Origin of the sequence: Xanthomonas sp. CFBP 8443 (assembly GCF_025666195.1) — a bacterium.
In the GTDB taxonomy this organism is placed as follows: domain Bacteria; phylum Pseudomonadota; class Gammaproteobacteria; order Xanthomonadales; family Xanthomonadaceae; genus Xanthomonas_A.
Window position 1 is genome coordinate 1841981 of the sequence record NZ_CP102592.1, and the last position, 20241, is coordinate 1862221.

Annotated in this window: 18 protein-coding genes; 10 read left to right on the forward strand and 8 right to left on the reverse strand. The window is 70.7% G+C overall.

Features of this window, described 5'->3' with window-relative positions; all coding sequences use genetic code 11:
- Positions 1-99 precede the first annotated feature (99 nt).
- The gene (locus NUG20_RS07920) at positions 100-1653 is read left to right on the forward strand and encodes a GH39 family glycosyl hydrolase (RefSeq protein ID WP_263397819.1); all 1554 of its coding nucleotides are present in this window, start codon (positions 100-102) and stop codon (positions 1651-1653) included.
- Between the two features lie 131 nt (positions 1654-1784).
- Here NUG20_RS07920 and NUG20_RS07925 read toward each other — a convergent pair whose 3' ends face one another.
- From NUG20_RS07925 to NUG20_RS07945, 5 genes are all read right to left on the reverse strand, one after another.
- Complete coding sequence (locus tag NUG20_RS07925) at positions 1785-2666, reverse strand: polyprenyl synthetase family protein (RefSeq protein ID WP_263397820.1); 882 nt, start codon at positions 2664-2666, stop codon at positions 1785-1787.
- Entirely contained in the window at positions 2656-2919 is a 264-nt protein-coding gene (locus NUG20_RS07930; RefSeq protein ID WP_263397821.1) for an exodeoxyribonuclease VII small subunit, read from the reverse strand. Before NUG20_RS07930 ends, NUG20_RS07925 begins: the two co-directional genes overlap by 11 nt.
- 31 nt (positions 2920-2950) lie before the next feature.
- Positions 2951-4261 (reverse strand): tRNA lysidine(34) synthetase TilS, encoded by a 1311-nt coding sequence (tilS, locus tag NUG20_RS07935; protein ID WP_263397822.1) that lies wholly within the window; start codon positions 4259-4261, stop codon positions 2951-2953.
- Between the two features lie 620 nt (positions 4262-4881).
- Positions 4882-5445: a WG repeat-containing protein gene (locus NUG20_RS07940; RefSeq protein ID WP_263397823.1), complete on the reverse strand. Its 564-nt coding sequence runs from the start codon at positions 5443-5445 to the stop codon at positions 4882-4884.
- Positions 5442-7145, reverse strand: a complete 1704-nt coding sequence (locus NUG20_RS07945) for an alkaline phosphatase family protein (RefSeq protein ID WP_263397824.1) — start codon at positions 7143-7145, stop codon at positions 5442-5444. The genes NUG20_RS07940 and NUG20_RS07945 overlap by 4 nt, the downstream gene beginning before the upstream one ends.
- A gap of 151 nt (positions 7146-7296) precedes the next feature.
- Here NUG20_RS07945 and NUG20_RS07950 point away from each other — a divergent pair, with 151 nt between their 5' ends.
- From NUG20_RS07950 to NUG20_RS07960, 3 genes are all read left to right on the forward strand, one after another.
- Complete coding sequence (locus NUG20_RS07950) at positions 7297-8637, forward strand: dicarboxylate/amino acid:cation symporter (RefSeq protein WP_263397825.1); 1341 nt, start codon at positions 7297-7299, stop codon at positions 8635-8637.
- Positions 8638-8644: 7 nt separating this feature from the next.
- On the forward strand, positions 8645-9481 hold the full coding sequence (locus NUG20_RS07955) for a class I SAM-dependent methyltransferase (RefSeq protein ID WP_263397826.1): 837 nt from the start codon (positions 8645-8647) through the stop codon (positions 9479-9481).
- 174 nt (positions 9482-9655) lie between these two features.
- Positions 9656-10135, forward strand: a complete 480-nt coding sequence (locus NUG20_RS07960; protein WP_263109976.1) for an acyl-CoA thioesterase — start codon at positions 9656-9658, stop codon at positions 10133-10135.
- 97 nt (positions 10136-10232) lie between these two features.
- Here NUG20_RS07960 and NUG20_RS07965 read toward each other — a convergent pair whose 3' ends face one another.
- Together NUG20_RS07965 and NUG20_RS07970 are read right to left on the reverse strand one after the other, a co-directional pair.
- The gene (locus tag NUG20_RS07965) at positions 10233-11057 is read right to left on the reverse strand and encodes a C40 family peptidase (protein ID WP_263397827.1); all 825 of its coding nucleotides are present in this window, start codon (positions 11055-11057) and stop codon (positions 10233-10235) included.
- 107 nt (positions 11058-11164) lie between these two features.
- Positions 11165-11707: a C40 family peptidase gene (locus NUG20_RS07970; protein WP_263397828.1), complete on the reverse strand. Its 543-nt coding sequence runs from the start codon at positions 11705-11707 to the stop codon at positions 11165-11167.
- Between the two features lie 110 nt (positions 11708-11817).
- Between NUG20_RS07970 and NUG20_RS07975 the strand changes: the two genes are divergently transcribed.
- The 6 genes from NUG20_RS07975 to NUG20_RS08000 all read left to right on the forward strand — a co-directional run bounded on the left by NUG20_RS07975 (position 11818) and on the right by NUG20_RS08000 (position 17685).
- A complete protein-coding gene (locus NUG20_RS07975; RefSeq protein ID WP_263397829.1) occupies positions 11818-12297 on the forward strand; it encodes an FKBP-type peptidyl-prolyl cis-trans isomerase in 480 nt (159 codons plus the stop codon).
- A 163-nt stretch (positions 12298-12460) separates the two neighbouring features.
- On the forward strand, positions 12461-13738 hold the full coding sequence (locus NUG20_RS07980; RefSeq protein ID WP_263397830.1) for a DUF418 domain-containing protein: 1278 nt from the start codon (positions 12461-12463) through the stop codon (positions 13736-13738).
- A gap of 262 nt (positions 13739-14000) precedes the next feature.
- On the forward strand, positions 14001-15359 hold the full coding sequence (gorA, locus tag NUG20_RS07985; protein WP_263397831.1) for a glutathione-disulfide reductase: 1359 nt from the start codon (positions 14001-14003) through the stop codon (positions 15357-15359).
- A 331-nt stretch (positions 15360-15690) separates the two neighbouring features.
- Positions 15691-16626, forward strand: a complete 936-nt coding sequence (locus tag NUG20_RS07990) for a DMT family transporter (protein ID WP_263397832.1) — start codon at positions 15691-15693, stop codon at positions 16624-16626.
- A complete protein-coding gene (locus NUG20_RS07995) occupies positions 16623-16988 on the forward strand; it encodes an MGMT family protein (protein ID WP_263397833.1) in 366 nt (121 codons plus the stop codon). The genes NUG20_RS07990 and NUG20_RS07995 overlap by 4 nt, the downstream gene beginning before the upstream one ends.
- Positions 16989-17028: 40 nt before the next feature.
- Entirely contained in the window at positions 17029-17685 is a 657-nt protein-coding gene (locus NUG20_RS08000; protein WP_263397834.1) for a rhomboid family intramembrane serine protease, read from the forward strand.
- Between the two features lie 377 nt (positions 17686-18062).
- Here NUG20_RS08000 and NUG20_RS08005 read toward each other — a convergent pair whose 3' ends face one another.
- Positions 18063-20072, reverse strand: a complete 2010-nt coding sequence (locus tag NUG20_RS08005; RefSeq protein ID WP_263397835.1) for a M13 family metallopeptidase — start codon at positions 20070-20072, stop codon at positions 18063-18065.
- Positions 20073-20241: the final 169 nt, after the last annotated feature.

Below are 20241 nucleotides of genomic sequence, written 5' to 3' on the forward strand. Positions count from 1 at the left end.
TGCTGCGCCGCATCGCACGGCGATGCGTGCGGTGCCGGTTTGCCGATTCGCATGCAGATCACTAGAGTCTGTCGCTTGCGCCCTGGAAGAAGGAACGTCATGCGATTGCTGCGCCTGGTGGTGGCGGTTGCACTGACTGCGCTGGCGGCGATGGCCGCTGCGCAGCCCGCGGCCCGCGAGATCGCGCTCGATGTGCAGGGGCCGACGACGCCGCGCGACCGCTTCTACGATCTGTCGGTGGGCTCGGACTATCCGGGCACGCTGCTGCGCGAAGACAGCCTGGCGCAGCTGCGCACCGCCCGGGACGAACTGGGTTTCCGCTACCTGCGCTTCCACGCGATCTTCCACGACGTGCTCGGCACCTATCGCGAGGTCGATGGGCGCCCGGTTTACGACTGGAGCAAGATCGACCAGCTCTACGACCGCATGCTCGGCATGGGCATCCGACCCTTCGTCGAACTGGGCTTCACCCCGGAGGCGATGAAGCGTTCCGACCAGCGGATCTTCTACTGGAAGGGCAACACCTCGCATCCGCAGCTGGACAAGTGGCGCGCGCTGGTCGATGCCTTCGTGCGTCATGCGCGCGAACGCTACGGCGAAGAGGAAGTGCGGCGCTGGTATTTCGAGGTCTGGAACGAGCCGAATCTGGCCGGTTTCTGGGAGAACGCCGACCAGCCGGCGTACTTCGCGCTGTACGCCGCCACGGCCAAGACGATCAAGCGCATCGACCCGCAGCTCAAGGTCGGCGGGCCGTCGACGGCCGGTGCGGCCTGGGTGCCGGAATTCATCGCCCATGCACATGCCGCCGGCGCGCCGCTGGATTTCATCACCACCCACACCTACGGCGTGGACGGCGGCTTCCTGGACGAAAAGGGCGAGAGCGACACCAAGCTGTCGCCATCGCCCGATGCGGTGGTCGGCGACGTGCGCCGCGTGCGCGAGCAGATCCAGGCCTCGGCGATGCCGGGCTTGCCGCTGTACTTCACCGAGTGGAGCAGCAGCTACACGCCGCGCGACCCGGTGCACGACGCCTACCTCAGCGCGGCCTACATCCTGAGCAAGCTCAAGGCGACCGAAGGGCTGGTGCAGGGCATGAGCTACTGGACCTACAGCGACCTGTTCGAGGAGCCGGGCCCGCCGACCGCGCCGTTCCAGGGCGGCTTCGGCCTGCTCAATCCGCAGGGCGTCCGCAAGCCGGCGTACTTCGCCTACAAGTACCTCAACGCGCTGGGCGAGCGGCAGCTGCGCAACACCGATTCGCAGAGCTATGCCACCTACGACGGCGGCGTGCTGAAAGTGCTGGCCTGGGACTTCGTCACCCCGCAGCAGGACAAGAGCAACCGCCCGTACTTCACCCAGGTGCTGCCGGCGGCCGCGACCGCGCCGCTGCGCCTGCAATTGCGCGGACTGGCGCCGGGCACGTATGCGTTGGCGATCCGTCGCACCGGTTTCGACGCCAACGATGCGTACAGCGCATATCTGCGCATGGGATCGCCGAAGGCGTTGAGCGCCGAGCAACTGCGCAAGCTGCAGGGCATGACCGCCGATACGCCAGAGCTGCGCCGCGTGCGCGTGGGCAAGGACGGCAACGCGCAGGTGGAGGTTGCGATGCGCGCCAACGACGTGGTGCTGGTGGAGTTGCGCCCGCGTTAGCGGTATCGCTCTGCACTGTTCGCAGGTATGCCCGCTTTTGTAGGAGCGGCTTCAGCCGCGACAGGCATTGTCGGTAACGCCTGTCGCGGCTGAAGCCGCTCCTACAGGGGAGGGGGCCTCGCCCGATTCGGTCAGTGCGAGCGATCCACCGCCAGCCGTGCCAGCGCCGCCAGCGCATCGGCGCGGGGGCCGTGGCCGTGCAGGCTGTCGCGCATCGTTGCCGCCAGTTCGGCCAGCTTGGCCTTGGCGCCGTCCATGCCGAGCAGCGCCGGATACGTGGACTTGGCCTGCGCCGCATCCTTGCCGGCGGTCTTGCCGAGCTGTTCGGAGCTGGCCTCGACATCAAGGATGTCGTCGCGCACCTGGAACGCCAGGCCCAGCGCCGTGGCGAAGGCGTCCAGCCGCGCGAGCGCGCCGTCGTCGGCGCCGCCGCCGAGCGCGCCCAGGCGCACGCTGGCGCGGATCAGCGCACCGGTCTTCAGCGCATGCATGCGCTGCAGCGCGGCCAGCGGCTGCACCGCGCCGGTGGCGTCGATGTCCAGCGCCTGGCCGCCGCACATGCCGGCCGCGCCCGCGGCCTCGGCCAGGGTCTGCAGCCAGCGCACGCGCAATGCCGCATCGGCAGTGCCGGCGCCTGCCAACAGCGAGAAGGCCAGGCTCTGCAGCGCATCGCCGGCCAGGATCGCGGTGGCTTCGTCGAAGGCGATGTGCACGGTCGGGCGGCCGCGGCGCAGGGCGTCGTCGTCCATCGCCGGCAGGTCGTCGTGGACCAGCGAGTAGGCGTGGATCAGTTCCACCGCCAGCGCCGGCGCATCGAGCTGCGCTGCATCGACCTCGAACAACGCGCCGCTGGCGTAGACCAGCAGCGGGCGCATGCGTTTGCCGCCGCCGAGGGTGGCGTGACGCATCGCCGCGTGCAGGCGCTGCGGCGCGGCCGTGGCGGCGGGCAGGTGCGCATCCAGGCCGGCTTCCACGCGCTGGCGCCAGCGCGCGAAGGCGGCATCAGCCGCCATGGAGCGGGGCGGGATCGAACGGCTCGGCGGCGTCCGGCTGCTCCGGGTCGCTGAGCAGGCGCACGCGCAGTTCGGCCTGTTCCAGCGCCTGCTGGCACTGCCGGTACAGGCCGACGCCGCGCTCGTAGGCGCTCAGCGACTGTTCCAGGCTCAGGTCGCCGGTTTCCATCTTCTCCACCAGCACTTCCAGCTCCTCGAGCGATTGCTCGAAGCGGGCGACCGGGGAGGCATCGTCTAGGGACTTCTTGGGCATCGCGGAAGTGTGCGCGGCGTCGGCGGCAGGGTCAATGCGAGGCAGGTGACGATGGCGTCGCGGCGGTGTCGAGCAGCAGCCGTGCGCGCCGCGCCTGCAGCCAGGCGTGCAGCGGCGCGGCGACGAGGCCGGTGCCGGCCGCCAGCAGCCGATCGCCCTCGAACAGCAAGGGCAGGCGCGCGCGCTGCCAGGGCGGGACCGCGTGTTCCTGCAGCAGGTGCTTGAGCGCCTGCGAGTGGCTGCGACCGGGCAGCACGATGCGTTCGCCGCCCTGGCGCAGCCGCACCAGCAGCGGGGCATCGAAGCCCAGCGGCGCGGCGCCGCACAGGCGCAGGCGGCGGCCGTCGGGCAGCGCCAGCGGCGCGTGGCCGTCCCACTGCGCCTGCCAATCGGCGGGCAGCGGCGGCGGATCGCGTTCGGCATGCAGCGCGTCGCGCCAGCTGCGCAGCGTCGCGCCGTGCCAGGCGAACTGCGCGGACGCGTCGGCACGCGCGTGCAGCAGGCTGCGTTCGACCGCCGCCAGGCCGGCGGCCGGCAGCGGCGGCAGGCCCGCTTGTCCGATCCAGCGGCGCAGCACGCGCGCGCGGCGCGGCGCCGGCAGCGCGCGCAGACCGGGCAGCGACAACGGCGCCGCAGGGTCGTCGCGCAGCGCCTCCAGCGCGGCCTGGTCGCCGTCGTCCAGCAGGGCGCCGGCCTCGCCGCACAGCTGCGCGCTGCGCGCCAGCGCGGCATCGGCATGCGGCCAGCGCTGGCGCAGCAGCGGCAGCACGTGCAGGCGCAGGAAATTGCGGTCGAAGCCGGGATCGGCGTTGCTCGGGTCGTCGATCCAGCGCAGCGCATGCCGCTGCGCATACGCATGCAGATCGCTGCGCGGCAGCGCCAGCAGCGGCCGCCACAGCATGCCGTGGGCGAAACTGCGCAGGCTCTGCATCGCCGCCAGCCCGTCCGGTCCGGAGGCGCGCAGCGCGCGCAGCAGGAAGGTCTCGGCCTGGTCGTCGCGGTGCTGCGCCAACGCCAGCCACTCGCCGGCGGCCAGCGCCTGGGCGAAGGCCGCGCGCCGCGCCTGCCGCGCCGCCGCTTCCAGGCCGTGGCCGCTGTCGCGCGGCACCTGTACGCGCAGCACCTGTAGCGGGATCGCCAGCGCCGCGCAGACCGCGGCGCATTGCGCGGCCCAGGCATCGGCGTCGGCGTGCAGGCCGTGGTGCACGTGCACCGCGCGCAGCCCGGCGCGGCGGTAGTGCGGCTGCTGCGCCAGCGCATGCAGCAGCACGCTCGAATCCAGCCCGCCGCTGAAACCCACCAGCACCGCCGCCGGCGCCGGATCGGGCAGGGCGGCGCTCACGGGGCAGGGCGGTGCGCTGTGGGAACGGGCGGTCATCGCGTCACTTTAGAGGCTGGCGCCGGTCGGCGCGATTGGGAGCATGCCGGGTGCGCCGCGGCGCGTGCGGTACGACGCGACCTGCATGCCGATCGCGTGCGGGGGGCGATGCGCTGTGTCTGTGCCGTGCACGACGTGTCGCGCGCCGGGCGCGTCGCCCATCTGGCGGTGCGGCAATGCGCGCGCGGCCGGGCATAGGCCCGCCAGAGTACGGCGTGGAGCGGAGCACGGCGGTGCGTCGGTGCGCATGCGTAGAAGATCCATCGCCGCGCTGCGTGCGTGTCGCATCTCGACCGCCGGTCATTGCGCAACGCACCGAACCGCGGCGAGCAGGTCCGCAGGTTCAGGGGTGGGATGGAAGCAAGCGGCTATGCATGCCGAAGATCCATCGCCGCGCCGCGTGCGTGTCGCATCTCGACCGTCGGTCATTGCGCAACGCACCGAACCGCGGCGAGCAGGTCCGCAGGTTCAGGGGTGGGATGAAGCAAGCGGCTGTGCACGCCGAAGACCCGTCGCCGCCCACACCAATGCGCGATTGTGCACTGACGCGACAGCGCGCCACCGGCGCGGACCTGCCGCGTCGGTCAGCGCGCCGGTTCGGGCACTTCGCGGTTGCCGCGGTCGATGAAGTACCAGCGCCCGCCAAGCATCGGGGTGTGCCCGTCGAGCCCGGGCGTGCCGCGATGGCAGCCGTCGCAGACCTGCGCCACGCCGTTCTCGAACGGCCAGGCGAAGTCGTGGACCGGCGCGATCACTTCGCGCAACTGCTGGTCGTAGAAGCCGATGCGGCCATGGAAGATGCCGCGGGTCAGGCCTTCGACGAAATAGTCCGGCCCGTTGTCCCAGAGGATCACCGGCAGGCTGCTGCCGTCGGCGCGCACGTAATAGAACTGGTCGTTCACGGTCAGCACGGACAGTCCTTCGGCATCGAACTGCAGGCCCCGCAGTGCCTGCGGCGACAGCGCCAGGCGCCCGTCGGCACCGACGCTGCAGCCGGGCACGACGTCCCTGTCGGCGTTCGGATCGGCCAGCCGGCAGGCGGCGTCGGCCTGCGCCCAGGCGGACGGCGCCGCGGCGATCGCCGCCAGCGCGAGCAGCCAGGCTGCGGCGCGCCCGACGACCGTGCGCTGCGGCCGTATCGCCGTCATTTCGCGGTTGCGGCGTCGGCCATGAACGCGGCCGGCTTCGGCAGCTGCACCGGCACGCCATCGCCGTTGCAGGTGCCGGCCTGGCACAGGCGGCTGCGCAGCTTCGGCGTGGCCTGCACGATCACGTGGTAGATCACGTTCTCTTCCAGGCTGCCGCGGAACGCGTCGCTGCCGGGGCCGCGCGCCCAGATGCCGACGTCGTCGCCGCCATGGGTCTCGGACTTGGTCGGCACCAGCGCTTCCTGCATGAAATCCGGCTGCTCGGTGTCGACATGGGTCAGGTCGGGGCGGCCCTTGGCCGGCTCGAAGCTGCTCGGCGCATGCGGGAACTGCTTGATCCCGGCCGGCTGCTGGTTGCTGGCGCCGGTGTGGCCGGGGCCGTTGGCGTAGCTGAGCGTGGCGTACGGCTGGCCGTTGCCGTCCAGCGCCAGTTCGCCGGTGTTGGCGTCTTCGCCGCTGGTGCCGCGCACCTTGCCCAGGATCGGGTTGCCGCGCTGCGGGTAGCCGACGAAGTTCAGCGTGTGCGAGTGGTCGGCGGTGACCACGATCAGCGTGTCCTCGGCCGAGGTCGCGTCCACCGCGGCCTGCACCGCCTGCGACAGGGCGATGGTCTCGTCCAGCGCGCGGTAGGCATTGCCGGCGTGGTGGGCGTGGTCGATGCGGCCGCCTTCGACCATCAGCACGTAGCCGTCGTTGCCGCGCGACAGGGTGCGGATCGCGGCGCGGGTCATCTCGGCCAGGCTCGGGTCGCCGCCGGCGCCCTGGTCGCGGTCGTGGTCGAACTGCATGTGGTCCGGCTCGAACAGGCCGAGCAGCGCCGGCGCGTTCTGCGCCGCTTCCAGCTGGCCGCGGTTCCAGGCGTAGGCGCCCTGCGGGTGGCGCTGGCGCCATTCGCCGACCAGGTCGCGGCCGTCCAGGCGCAGGCCGACCTTGTCGTCGTATTCCGGGTCGCGCTGCTCGACGGTGGTGAACTGGCTGCGGCCGCCGGCCAGCATCACCTGCGGGCCGCGGCCGAAGCGCGCGCCCATCATCTGCTGGGCGATGTCGCGGCAGCCTTCGGCCACCGCTTTCTCCGGCAGGTCGGTATCGCTTTCCCAGTTGCGTTCGGGCACGTGCGTGTAGGTCGCGGCGGGCGTGGCGTGGGTCAGTCGGGTGGTGGTGACGATGCCGGTGTTCAGGCCGGCGCTGTCGGCCAGTTCCAGCCAGGTCAGCAACTGCTTGCCGAGGCTGTCGGCGCAGGCGTCGCGCTTGCCGGCGGACACGCCGATCGCGCCCATGTGGGTCTTCACCCCGGTGGTGATCGAGGTCATGGTGCCGGCCGAGTCCGGGGTCTGCGAATCGGTGTTGTAGGTCTTGCTCAGCGCGGTGGCCGGGAACGCTTCCCACGACAACTGGTTCTCCTCGCCGGAGGCGCCCTTGCGCTGGCCGTCGAGGATGCGCGCGGCGGCGACCGTGGTCAGGCTCATGCCGTCGCCGAGGAACAGGATCACGTTCTTGGCCTTGCCGCGCATCGCGCCGTTGTTGGCAGCCTTGGCCGCGCCGCTGCGGTACCACCAGTCCGGGGTCTCGCCACTGGGATGTGCGACGGCGGGCACCTGGATCGGGGCGATGGCGGCAGCGGAGGGAGCGCGCGGCGCGCTGGCGCAGGCCGCCAGCAGCAGGGTGGAGGCGGCGGCGAAGGCGGGAACGAGGTAGCGCATACGAAAAGCGGGCCCTGGGGACGAAGTCCCACGCATTATGCCGGCTGCGACAAGGCACGCCGATGACATCGCGCCTTTCCAGCCATGGCGTCGTCGCCCGCGTCGGCTTGCGCTATGGTGCGGGATCTCGGGTTTTTTGTGGACAGTCTCGATGAAACTGGTGACCGCCTGGTTGCGCATTCCGTTCTGGCAGCGTGTGGTGGCCGGCTTCGTGCTCGGTGCGCTGGCCGGCTGGGCGATGGGGCCGGCGGCGGAGACCTGGTTCGGGCCGCTGGGCGACTTGTACGTGACCCTGATCAAGATGATCGCGGTGCCGCTGGTGTTCTTCGCGGTGATCAATGCGATCTCCTCGCTGCACGGCCAGCAGTCGGTGGCCAAGCTCGGTGGGCGCACCTTCCTGTGGTTCGTGCTCACCGCGGCGCTGGCGGTTGGCGTCGGCCTGGCCGTGGGCACGTTGCTGCAGCCCGGCGCCGGCCACTTCGGCCTGAGCGTGGACAGCGCATGGAAGCCGCGCGACGTGCCCAGCCCGATCCAGGTGCTGCTGGACGTGGTGCCGTCCAACCCGTTCTACGCGCTGACCGGCATCGGCACCAAAACCAATGCCGCCGGCGAGACGGTGCTGGCCGCCGGACGCGGCTCGATCCTGCCGGTGATCTTCTTCGCCGCGCTGCTCGGCTTTGCGATGGTCAAGCTCGGCGAGCGCGTGGCGCAGGCGCGGCAGCTGACCGCGCAGATGAGCGACATCATGATCCAGGTCACCCGCTTCGTGCTGGAGATGACCCCGCTCGGCACCTTCGGCCTGATCGCCGGGCTGGTCGGCACCTACGGCTTCGAGAAACTGCTGCCGTTCGGCAACTTCGTGCTGGCGCTGTACCTGGCCTGCGCGATCCACATTGTGGTGGTGTACGGCGGCCTGCTGCTGGCGCACGGGCTGAACCCGTGGAAGTTCTTCCGCGGCGCCGCGCCGGGCATGCAGGTGGCCTTCGTCAGTTCCTCCAGCTTCGCCGCGATGCCGGTGGCGATGCGCTCCATCACCCACAACCTGGGCGTCAACAAGGACTACGCCGCGTTCGCGGTGCCGCTGGGCGCCAGCATCAAGATGGATGGCTGCGGCGCGATCTTCCCGGCGCTGTGCGCGGTGTTCATCGCCCAGTACACCGGGGTGCCGCTGACCGGCAACCAGTATTTCGTGGTGCTGATCGCCTCGGTGCTGGGCAGTTTCGGCACCGCCGGCGTGCCCGGCACTGCGGTGGTGATGGCCACGGTGGTGCTGAGCGCGGCCAACCTGCCGCTGGAAGTGATCGGCTACCTGTACGCGATCGACCGCATCCTGGACATGATGCGCACCATGACCAACGTCACCGGGCAGATGCTGGTGCCGGTGCTGGTAGCCAAGGAGACCGGCCTGCTCGACCGCAGCGTGTACGAGGCGGCGTCGAGCAACGTCGGCCTGGAAGATCCGCCTGCCGACGGATCCGGACAGATGCGTTGATGTTCCGGTGAGCACGTCCGCGACCAGCTTGCGCGAACAGCTGCAACAGCTTCCCGGGCTGACGCCGATCGATGGCGTGCTGGTGCAGCAGGCGCTCGCTGCCGATCCGTTCGAGCGGCAGTACCTGGCGGTCCGGCAGCAGGAAGGCCGCGTCTACAGCGACGCGCAGGTGCGCACGCTGCCGCATCCCGATGGGGCGCTGGCCGCGAGCCACGAGTGGCGGGTGCGCGCCGAGTCGTGCCGGCGCCTGCTGCGCCACCTGCAGGCGCGCGGCGGCGGCGGGCCGCTGCTCGAGCTGGGCTGCGGCAACGGCTGGCTGTCGCAGCGGCTGGCCGACGGCCTGCAGCGCGAGGTCTGCGGCGTCGACGTCAACCGCACCGAACTGGCGCAGGCCGCGCGCGTGTTCGCGGCCAGCCCGCGCCTGAGCTTCGTCGCCGGCGACATCCACACGCTGCCACTGCCGCCGCAGCGCTTCGATGTCGTCGTGCTGCCGGCCTGCATCCAGTATTTCGCCGACCCGCGCGCGCTGATCGCGCGCTTGCTCGGCCTGCTGCGGCACGATGGCGAACTGCACGTGATCGACAGTCCGTTCTATGCCGACGCCGCGCGGGCGCAGGCCAGCGCCGCGCGCAGCCTGCGCTACTTCAGCGGCTTGGGCTGTGCGGAACTGGCCAGCCAGTACCACCAGCACACCTGGGCCGCGCTCGACGGCATTGTGCTGCGCATGTTGTTCGATCCGCGCAGCCTGCGCGCGCGTTGCCTGCGCGCGCTGCGCCGGCCGCAGCCGCACTTTCCGTGGCTGTGCATCCGCAAGCGCGACAACCCGGGACTGGCGGCTGCCTAGGCCGTCGCGATCGCGCGGCGGGGGCTGCCGGCGACGCGAGGGCGCTCGCCACTGGCTGCTCCTGCGCGGCGCCGTCGCTGGCCCTGAACCGCCGATCCGTGCGTTGCGGCGCTGCGGCGCCTGCGGCACCGGTACGTGGCAGACTTCCGCTTCTTTCTCTTCCCTGGAGTCCCGATGAGCGGCACCCAACGCGAACTGACCTTCCGCTTCCTGGCCGAGCCGATCGACGTCAACTACGGCGGCAAGGTCCACGGCGGCGTGGTGATGAAGTGGATCGACCAGGTCGGCTACGCCGCGGCGGTGGGCTGGAGCGGGCACTACAGCGTGACCGTGGCGGTCGGCGGGATCCGCTTCGTGTCGCCGATCCGGATCAGCGACATGGTCACGGTCAGCGCCAAGCTGGTCTATACCGGCAGCACCAGCATGCATTTCGCGATCGACGTGCGTGCGCGCGACCCGATGGGCGGCGACTCGCGGCTGTGCACCCATTGCATCATCGTGTTCGTGGCCCTGGACGGGGTGGAAGGCAAGCCGACGCCGGTTCCGTCGTGGCAGCCGGACACGCCGGAGGACCACCGCCTGGCCGAGTACGCGCTGAAGGTGATGGAGCTGAGCAAGGGGATCGAGGACACCATCTCGCACTACCAGGCCTGAGCTGGCGCCGGCCGCGGACGCGGGCCGGCACGCCGTAACGAAAAAGGCCGCTGTCCCCAGCGGCCTTTCGCTTGCCTGGCATGTGCCCGCGGCGTGCTTACATCGCCACGCGCCGCGCCTGCAGGAACTTGGCGCTCCAGTAGCCGGTCGCCAGTGTGTCCACGCGCACGTCCTTGCCGCGGCTCGGCGCGTGCAGGAAGCGACCTTCGCCGACGTACAGGCCGACATGGTCGACCCGGCCCTTGCGGCCGAAGAACACCAGGTCGCCTGGCGCCAGCGCGGCGCGGTCCTTGATCAGCTCGGCGTTGGCCTCGCGCGCCATCTCGCGCGACACGCGCGGCAGCTCGATACCCAGCGCGGTGCGGAACACGTAGCCGACCAGGCCGCTGCAATCGAAGCCTTCGGTGTCCTCGCCGCCCCAGCGGTAGGGCGTGCCGAGCAGCGCCATGGCGCGCTTGAGCACCGACTGGACCTTGTCGCCGCCCGGCACCACGCCTTCGCGCAGCGGCGCCTGGGACACGTCGTAGTTGGCCAGCAGGCGGCTGATGTCACCGGCGAACATCGCCGAGCGGTCCATCAACGGAATGGTGTCGTTGGCGGCCAGATGCGGGAGCAGGGCGGCCAGGGTCGCGGTCGCGGCGGCATCGGCCTTGCTGCGGGCCGGGGCCTGCGCCTGGGCGGAGGCGGCGACCGGCTTGGCGGTCGCGGGCTGTGCAGCGTTGGGGTTGGTGCTGATGGTGCTGGTGGTCGCTTGCGCCGGCGCGGCGGCAGCGATGGCTTCGGGAATCACGATGTCGGCGGGAGCCGACTGGGCCAGGGCCGGAACGGCCGAAAGGCAGAGCGAGGCGGTGCAGATGAGGCGGAAGGCGGCCCGGCGGGGGACGGTGGTCTTGCCTGGAGAGGTCTTGGCTTCAGTCGTCACGCGTTGATCACAAATTCAAACGATGGGCGATCATGCCCTGTAGACGGCAAGACGAAGTTCAAATAGCGTTAATATTTCGTAATTATGAATGTGAGCGCAACCACAGTTCAGTGCAGGACCCGCTTGGCGCCGGTGTAGTGGTCGCGCCAGTAGGCCCCATCCAGGAAGTCCAGGCGCACCGTTCCACCGCTGCTCGGGGCATGCACGAAGCGGCCCTCGCCGACATAGATGCCGACATGGCTGACGCTGCCGGCGCTGCCGAAGAACACCAGATCGCCGGTGCTCAGGCGCTGCGGATCGATCCGCGGACCCTGTACCGCGGCCAGCTCGCGCGAGGTCCGCGGCAGCTGCAGGTCGAGCATGTCGCGGTAGACGTAGGCGACCAGGCCGCTGCAGTCGAAACCGGATTCGGGGGTGTTGCCGCCGTAACGGTAGGGCGTGCCGACCAGGCCCAGCGCGCGCATCAGCACCGCGTTGGCCGCGGCCGGATCGGCCGGCACCACCTGCGGCCAGCTGCGCATCGCCGCCGGCGGCGGCCGCGACGGACGCACCTCCTGGCGGCCGCAGGCGGCCAGCACGGTGATGCACAGCAGAGCGGTCCAGGACGCAAGACGGCGGCGCGCGGCGGGTGAAACTGGCTTGTTGTGCATGGAGCCCGGATAATGCGCGACCTCAGATGGCCGCCATCATGGCGGCGCTCCCGTCGGCCGACAAGCCGTCCACACCGTCTGCCTTCGGCAGCCACAGCGCAGAGTTGCACATGAAGATCGAAAAAGACCGCGTCGTCCGTTTCCACTACACCGTCTCGGAAGCCGGCCAGGCGCCGATCGAAACCTCCAAGGACCGCGATCCGCTGGTGATCCTGGTCGGCCACGGCAACATCATCCCGGGCCTGGAGAACGCGATGCTGGACAAGGAAGCCGGCGCGAGCTTCGGCGTCGACGTGGCCGCCACCGACGCCTACGGCGAATACCGCGAAGGCCTGACCCAGCGGGTGCCGAAGAAGCATTTCGGTGCGACCAAGCTGCAGCCGGGCAGCCAGGTGGTGTTGCAGACCAACTTCGGCCCGCGCGCGGTGACCGTGCAGAAGGTCGGCATGAGCGTGGTCGACGTCGACCTCAACCACCCGATGGCGGGCAAGGACCTGCATTTCGACGTGGAGATCATCGACGTGCGCGAGGCCAGCGCCGAAGAAATCGAGCACGGCCACGTGCACGGCGATGGCGGCCACCACCATTGAGTGAGCGCGGCGCGGCTTCCGCTCGCGGGAGCCGTGCCTGCCGCGCGGCGGCGCGCTGCGTCACGCCCGCTGCCTGATCGGCGTCGCCGGGCGGCGCCGCGGCGGTCGCCGTTCGTGTCGCCCTGTTCTTCGCGCAGCGCCTCGGCGCATGCGCGCCGCGGCGATGGATAATCGCCGGTCCTTCGTCCGGTGCCACGCCTTGGCCTCCTCCGCTCCCGTGCTGCAGCCCGTCGCGCCCGCCGAGCGCATCGCCACGCTGGACGTGCTGCGCGGCTTCGCGTTGCTCGGCATCCTGCTGATGAACATCGAGGGCTTCGTCGGTCCGCTCGACGAAGCGCTGACCGGCCTGGATCCTTCGTTGCGCGGCGCCGACCGCATCGCCGACGCGGCGGTCTACCTGCTGGTGCAGGGCAAGTTCTACACCTTGTTCGCGTTGCTGTTCGGCATGGGCTTTGCGGTGATGGCGCAGCGCGCCGAGGCCGCACGGCGCGAATTCGGCGGCTTCTTCGTGCGCCGCAGTGCGGTGCTGCTGCTGATCGGCGCGCTGCATGCGCTGTTGCTGTGGTCCGGCGACATCCTGGTCAGCTATGCGTTGCTGGCGTTCATGCTGCTCGCCTTCCGCGAGGCGCCGACGCGCTGGCTGCCGTGGATGGCGCTGGCGGTGTACCTGTGTTCGCCGCTGCTGTCGCTGTTGACCGGCGCGGTGGGCTCGGCGGCGCAGGCCGATCCGCACGCCGCCGTGCAATGGCGGCAGGGCATGGCCGAGCAGGCGCAACGCGCGGCGGCGGCACTGGCCGAGCAGCGCCAGGTGTTCGGCCATGGCAGCTACGCCGCGGCCACCGCGCAGCGCCTGCGCGACCTGGTCGAGACGCTGGGCGTGCTGGTGTTCAACGCGCCGACCATCTTCGGCATGTTCCTGCTCGGCGCGTGGTGCGTGCGCAGCGGCCTGGCGCTGCAGCCGCAGCGGCGTCCGCGGTTGCTGGCGGCGCTGCGCTGGGGCGTGCTGCCGCTGGGCCTGGCGCTGATGCTGCTGAGCTTCCGGCTGGAGCCGTGGATGGATCCGGCGCGCCTGGATCTGCGCCTGGCCAGCGCGTTCGCGCTGGCCACGGTGGCCAGCGGCATGATGGCGCTGGGCTACGCGGCCTGGATCGTGCGTTTCACTCCGGCGCTGCGCTGGCTGGCGCCGGCCGGGCGCATGGCGCTGAGCAACTACCTGCTGCAGTCGCTGCTGTGCACCACGCTGTTCTACGGCTACGGCCTGGGCTATTTCGAGCGCCTGTCGCGGGTCTGGCAGATCCCGTTCGCGTTCGCGCTGTTCGCGCTGCAGGTGGCGCTGTCGCAGCTGTGGCTGCGGCATTTCCGCTTCGGTCCGGTGGAATGGCTGTGGCGCTCGGCGAGCTACCTGCGCTGGCAGCCGCTGCGGCGTCGCGATGCGCGCTGAAGCAGCGCAGTGAACGCGGCTTGCTACCACGCGCTGCACAGCGCCGGTAGCGCTGCGCGCGCTGGCGCGGCCGGCGGCCGATCGCCCACGATGGGCTGCGAATGCGCGCGTTCGCCGCGACCTCCTCACATGTGGCGTGCCGTGGCCCATGGCATGCTCGGAATCCGCATCGACAGCGCGACAGGACACACCCGATGGCCGACCTGAGAGGCGGGCGCATGCCCGCGATCGACCCCATGCCGTACCGCGTGGAGCGTTTCCAGTGAGCGCAGCGCTCTACGACTACGACCTGCTGGTGCTTGGCGGCGGTTCCGGCGGCCTGGCCGCCGCGTTCCGCGCGGCCGGTCTCGGCGCGCGCGTGGCGATCCTGGAGCCGAACGCGCTCGGCGGGACCTGCGTCAACGTCGGCTGCGTGCCGAAGAAGGTGATGTGGCTGGCAGCCGATCTGGTCGGGCGCATCGACCTGGCGCGCGGTATCGGCTTCTCCATTGCCGATTCCACGCTGTCGTGGCCGGAACTGGTCGCGCATCGCCAGGGCTACATCGGCAACATCCACGGCAGCTATCGGCGGCGCCTGGACGCCGACGGGGTGGTGCTGATCCCGCAGCGTGGCCGGCTGCTGGACGCGCACACGGTCGAGTGCGGCGACGGCGTGCGGGTCAGTGCCCGCCACGTGGTGATCGCCACCGGCGCGCACGCATTGCGGCCGCCGATCGAGGGCGCGGAACTGGGCCTGGTGTCGGACGATTTCTTCAACCTGTGCGAGGCGCCGGCGCGGGTGGCGATCGTCGGCGGCGGCTATATCGCGGTGGAGCTGGCCGGCCTGCTGCAGGCGCTGGGCAGCCGCGTCGAGCTGTATGTGCAAGGCGAACGCCTGCTGGAGCGCTTCGATGCGGAGCTGGCGCGCCAGCTCGGCGAGAACCTGCGCCATCAGGGCGTGCGCCTGCATTTCGGCTACCGCGCCAGCGCCCTGCGCCGCAGCGACCAGGGCTTGCAGCTGTACGACGCGGAAGGGCAGCCAGGCGAGGCGGTCGACCAGGTGTTCTTCGCGATCGGGCGGCGTCCGAACAGCAAGGGCATCGGCCTGGAGGAGCTGGGCGTGCGCTTGGGCGACAAGTGCGAAGTGCTGGTCGACGACTACCAGAACACCGACGTGCCGGGGCTTTACGCGATCGGCGACGTGGCCGGCAAGATCGGCCTGACCCCGGTGGCGATCGCCGCCGGACGCAAGCTGATGGAGCGGCTGTTCGGCGACCGGCCGCAGGCGCGGCTGGACTACGAGAACGTGCCCAGCGTGGTGTTCTCGCATCCGCCGCTGGGCCAGGTCGGGCTCGGCGAGGAGCAGGCGCGGGAACGCTACGGCGAGGCGGTGACCGTGTACCGCAGCAACTTCCGGCCGATGCTGCATGCGCTGGCCGACTCGCCGCAGCGCAGCCTGTTCAAGCTGGTCTGCGTCGGCGAGGACGAACGGGTGGTCGGGTTCCACCTGCTCGGCGACGGCGCCGACGAGATCCTGCAGGGCTTCGCGGTGGCGCTGAAGCTGGGCGTGACCAAGCGTCAGCTCGAGGACACGGTGGCGATCCATCCGACCTCGGCCGAGGAAGTGGTGCTGATGCGCTGAGGCGCGACGGCAGCGCGGCGCTGGCGCTGCTGGATGCGGCGCCGCGGGGAAGGCGGCGAGGCAGTACATTGTCCGAAGCCATTCGCCCCACGGATTCGCTCGTCGCGATTGAAGTCGCTCCCACAGGGGGCTTGCGGCGAGCTGGCTGGGTGCGCCGATGCCATTGCCTTCGTGTTCGCGTGGTGTTCCGCACGCCGCGAAGGCGTCCTGTGTGCTTGAGATGGATGCTGTCGTTCGCACTGCTGCAGCGCTGCAACGCTGGGCATGGCGTGCCGCGGCCGTAGAATGGGCGCATGCCCGATCTCCGTTTCCGCCTCGGCGCCGGTCCGCGATGAACGCGCCTGGACGCCCGACTTCCGCTGCGTTGCCGACGGCGCATGCCGACCTGGGCGGCGTGCTGCTCGCCGCCGGCGGCGCGATCGCGTTTTCCGGCAAGGCGATCATCGTCAAGCTCGGCTATCGCTACGGCGTGGACGCGGTGACCCTGCTGGCGTTGCGCATGCTGGTGGCGCTGCCGTGTTTCGCGGCGATGGCGCTGTGGGCCGCGCGCCGCGCGCCGCCGTTGCAGCGCGGCGACCGTTGGCGCATCGGCGTGCTCGGCGTGCTCGGCTACTACCTGGCCAGCTACCTGGATTTCCTCGGCCTGGCCTACATCACCGCCACGCTGGAGCGGCTGATCCTGTATCTGACCCCGACCCTGGTGCTGCTGATCGGCGTGCTGGCGTTCCGCCGCCGGCCGCAGCGCCGCCAGCTGTGGGCGCTGGCGCTGAGCTATGTCGGCGTGCTGCTCGCCTTCGGCCACGACCTGCAGGTCGGCGGCGCGCGCACCGCCTGGGGCAGCCTGCTGGTGTTCGGCAGCGCGCTGGCCTATGCGCTGTACCTGGTCGGCAGCGGACAGATGGTGGAGCGGATCGGCGCGGTGCGGCTGACCGCCTACGCCAGCCTCGTCGCCTGCGTGCTGTGCATGGCCCAGTTCCTGCTGCTGCGGCCGCTGCAGGCATTGGTGCTGCCGCACGAGGTGTACTGGCTGTCGCTGCTCAACGGCACTGTGTGCACCGCGGTGCCGGTGCTGGCGACGATGCTGGCGGTGCGGCGGATCGGCTCGGGCCTGGCGTCGCAGATCGGCATGCTCGGCCCGGTCTCGACCATCGTGCTCAGCGTGCTGCTGCTGGGCGAGGCGATGGGACCGTGGCAGATCGCCGGCACGGTGCTGGTGCTGGGCGGGGTGCTGATGGTGTCGCGGCCGGTACGCACGGTGGCGGCATGAGCGGGGGCCGTCCCGCGCCGGGCGCCGAAGCGTCGGCCGCGGCCCAGGCGAAGATCCTGGCGACGATCCGCGCGATCCCGTCCGGCCAGGTGCGCGGCTACGGCGAAGTCGCGATGCTGGCCGGGTTGCCGGGTCGCGCGCGGCTGGTCGCGCGCGTGCTCGGCGGCAACGACGACCCGGCGCTGCCGTGGCACCGGGTGCTGCGCAGCGACGGGCGCATCGCCTTTCCGGAAGGCTCGCGTGGCTTTCGCGAGCAGTGCCAGCGGCTGCGCGCCGAGGGCGTGACGGTGCAGGGCGGGCGGGTGAAGCGCGCCCCAACGCAGGCGCGCGACCTCGACGCCGCGTTATGGGGGCCGCAATAGCGAGCGGCTATGATGGTCGGCAGTTGCCACGGACACGACCATGTTCCCCAGACTTCCGCCCGTTACCCAAGCCTTGCTGATCGGCAATGTGGTGTTGTTCCTGCTGCAGATGCTGCTGGGCAACGACACGTTCGCACCGTTCATGCTGTGGCCGATCGGCGCCTTCGATGCGTTCTCGCCGGGACAGAACTTCCAGATCTGGCAGCTGCTGACCTACGGTTTCCTGCACGGCGGCTTCTCGCACCTGCTGTTCAACATGCTCGCGCTGTACATGTTCGGCGGCCCGCTGGAGCAGACCTGGGGCAACAAGCGCTTCCTGACCTACTACCTGGTGTGCGTGGCCGGCGCCGGCCTGTGCCAGGTGCTGGTGGGCTGGTGGACGGTCAGCAACGGCGGCGAGCCGTACCCGACCCTGGGCGCTTCCGGCGGTGTGTTCGGCCTGTTGCTGGCCTTCGGCATGCTGTTCCCGAACCAGCGGGTGATGCTGTTGTTCCCGCCGATCCCGATGAAGGCGCGCACCTTCGTGATCGTGTTCGGCGCGCTGGAGCTGATCATGGGCTTCACCGGCTGGCAGCCGGGGGTGGCGCATTTCGCGCACCTGGGCGGCATGCTGTTCGGCTGGCTGCTGATCCGCTACTGGCGCGGGCAACCGCCGTTCGGCAAGCGCAAGCCGCCGCGGCCGCGGATCGTGCGCTGAGCGGCGCCTGCGTGCATCGACGGGCGTCGTAGCGAGCCCGCGCCGGTGTGTGCCGCACGCGATCGTGGAAGGCGATCCGAGTAGGCCATCGCGTGGCCGGCGGTCTGCGTCGGTAACGACCTCCCGTGTGCACGCATTTCTAGAATTGGCGTATCCGCGCCACCGCCACGCCCCGCTCGCGCATCTCCGGGTAACGCGTTGCCGCAGGAGCGGCGTCGTTGCAGGACGTTTTCGGCGTCTCGCTCGGCGCGATGCCTTGGATGAGCCGTCGGCCGTCGGCAACCGCGGCGATGCTGGCGTCCTCTGTCGATCGTCGCCAAACGCACGACGGCGCGGTTGCCCGCGCCGTCGTGCATGCACTGCCTATCGAACCCCGATTACGGCCAGAGGCGGATCTGCTCGGCGTCGCTGCGCACCATCGGCTGGCCGGCCTTGCAGGTGAAGGTGGCGGCGAAGGACGGAAGGTTGGCCAGCGGGCCGTTGGCGCGCCAGCGGCCCGGCGCGTGCACGTCGGCGGTGACGCGTTGCACCGCTTCGTTCGGCGACAGCTGCTGCGCCCACAGGCCGGCCCAGGCCTTGTAGAACGCCTGCTTGCCGGCGTCGGCGGCGGCGGGCTGGGCGGCGGCGTAGGCCTGCCAGGCCAGTTCGACGCTGCCGATGTCGGTCAGGTCCTGTTCCTGGGTCAGCGGGCCGTTGACCTTGGCGCCCTTCACACCGGGGAAGTCGTAGGCGCCGTACTGCGCCGCGGCGCGCGCGCCCAGCGCGTTCCACGCGTTCTTGTCTTCCGGCGTCCACCAGTTGCGCAGTTCGCCCTTGGCGTCGACCTGGCTGCCCTTGCTGTCGATCGCGCCGATCAGCTCGTGCGCGACCAGCGCGCCGTAGCCGCCGTACAGCGCGGCAGCATCGCCGCCGGCGACGAACACCGGCGGCTGCAGCACCGCGGCGGTGACGATCAGGCGGTTCTGGGCCAGGTCGTAGGTCAGCGCCGGCTGTTGCGGCAGCACGTCCCAGCGGCGATCGGCGTTGCCCTTGCCGATGCGCTTCATTTCCTCGCGGTGGCGCCAGGTGGAGGCGATCAGCATGTTGCCGCCGAAGCTGCCGCGGCCCATTGGCTGCACGCTGTAGTCCAGGTCGCGGCGCGGCGCGCCGACCTCGATCTTCAGCGCGGCCAGCTTGGCCTGCGCTTCGGCGCGGGCCGGCTCGCTCAGCCAGGTGTTGCGCTTGATCGCGGCGATCTGCGTCTCGCGCACTTGGTCGGCGATGCTCTCGGCCTGGCGGCGGGCGTCGGCGCTGAGATAGCGGCCGACGTACTCGCGGCCCAGCATCGGGCCGGCGGCGACGTTGATCGCGTCCAGCACCTGCGTCCAGCGCTGCGGCGGCAGGGTCTGGCCTTCCAGCACGCGGCCGCGGAACTCGAAGCTGGCGTCGCGGAAGCTCTTGGACAGGTACGGCGCCATCGCATCGCCCACGCGCCAGCGCAGGTAGGCCTTCCACTGCTCGGGCTTGATGCTGGCGATCATGCCGTCCAGCTGCTTGAACATCTCCGGATCGGCCAGCGACACCAGGTCGTCGTTGACGCCCTGCGCCTTCAGGAACGCGTCCAGCTTCAGGTTGCGGTATTGCTTGTTCAACTCCTTGGTGGAGATCGGCGCGTAGTTGTTGAACGGGTTGTTGATGCCGGACAGCGACTTGGCGCTGCGCGCCAGCGCGGTCTCGATCTGCAGCACCGACTGGACGTCGGCCTCGAGCTTGGCGGCCGGGGTACCGGTCAGGGTCAGGATCTGCTTGACGTAGGCGCGATAGCGGCCCATCAGCGCCACGGTGTCGGCATCGGTGCGGGTGTAGAAGGCCGGGTCGGGCAGGCCCGTGCCGCCCTGCATGAAGTAGCCGATGTGGCGGTCCAGCGCCTTCAGGTCGACGTCGGCGCCGAAGTTGAAGGCCACCGGGATGCCGATCTGGTGCAGCGCGGCGATCGAGGCCGGCACGTCCTTGGCCTTCTTGATCGCGTCGATGCGGCTGAGCAGCGGCGCGATCGGGTTGGAGCCGTCCTTCTCCACCGCCGCTTCGTCCAGGCCGCTGGCCCAGAAATCGCCCAGCGCCTTCTGCACGTCGTTCTGCGGCGCGCGCATCGACGCGTCGAGCAGGTCGCGCTGCTGTTGCTGCGCGCGCGCGGACAACTGGCCCAGCGCGGTCACCGCGCCGGTCTGCGGCAGCGGGTTGCTCTTCAGCCAGTCGGCATTGGCGTAGTCGTAGAAATCGGTGCAGGCGGCGCTGACGACGGGCGCCTTGGCGGCGGCGCGCTTCTTCTTGGGCGCGGCATCGGCGGTGGACGCCAGGGCGATCAGGCCGAGGGCGACAGCGAGGGCAAGCGGACGGGCGTTGAGCATCGGGAGCGAATCCGGTCAGGATTAAAGTCGGCGGAGTTTAACAAGCTGCGGCACGCAGCTGTGTCCGGGTGCGGCGCGCCTGATCCCTGATCTGTTCAGATGGGCGGGTAGGGGGAAGACCGGCGGCCGTCCGGATCGCCGATCGGCCGCGCCGCTGCGGCCGCCGCCG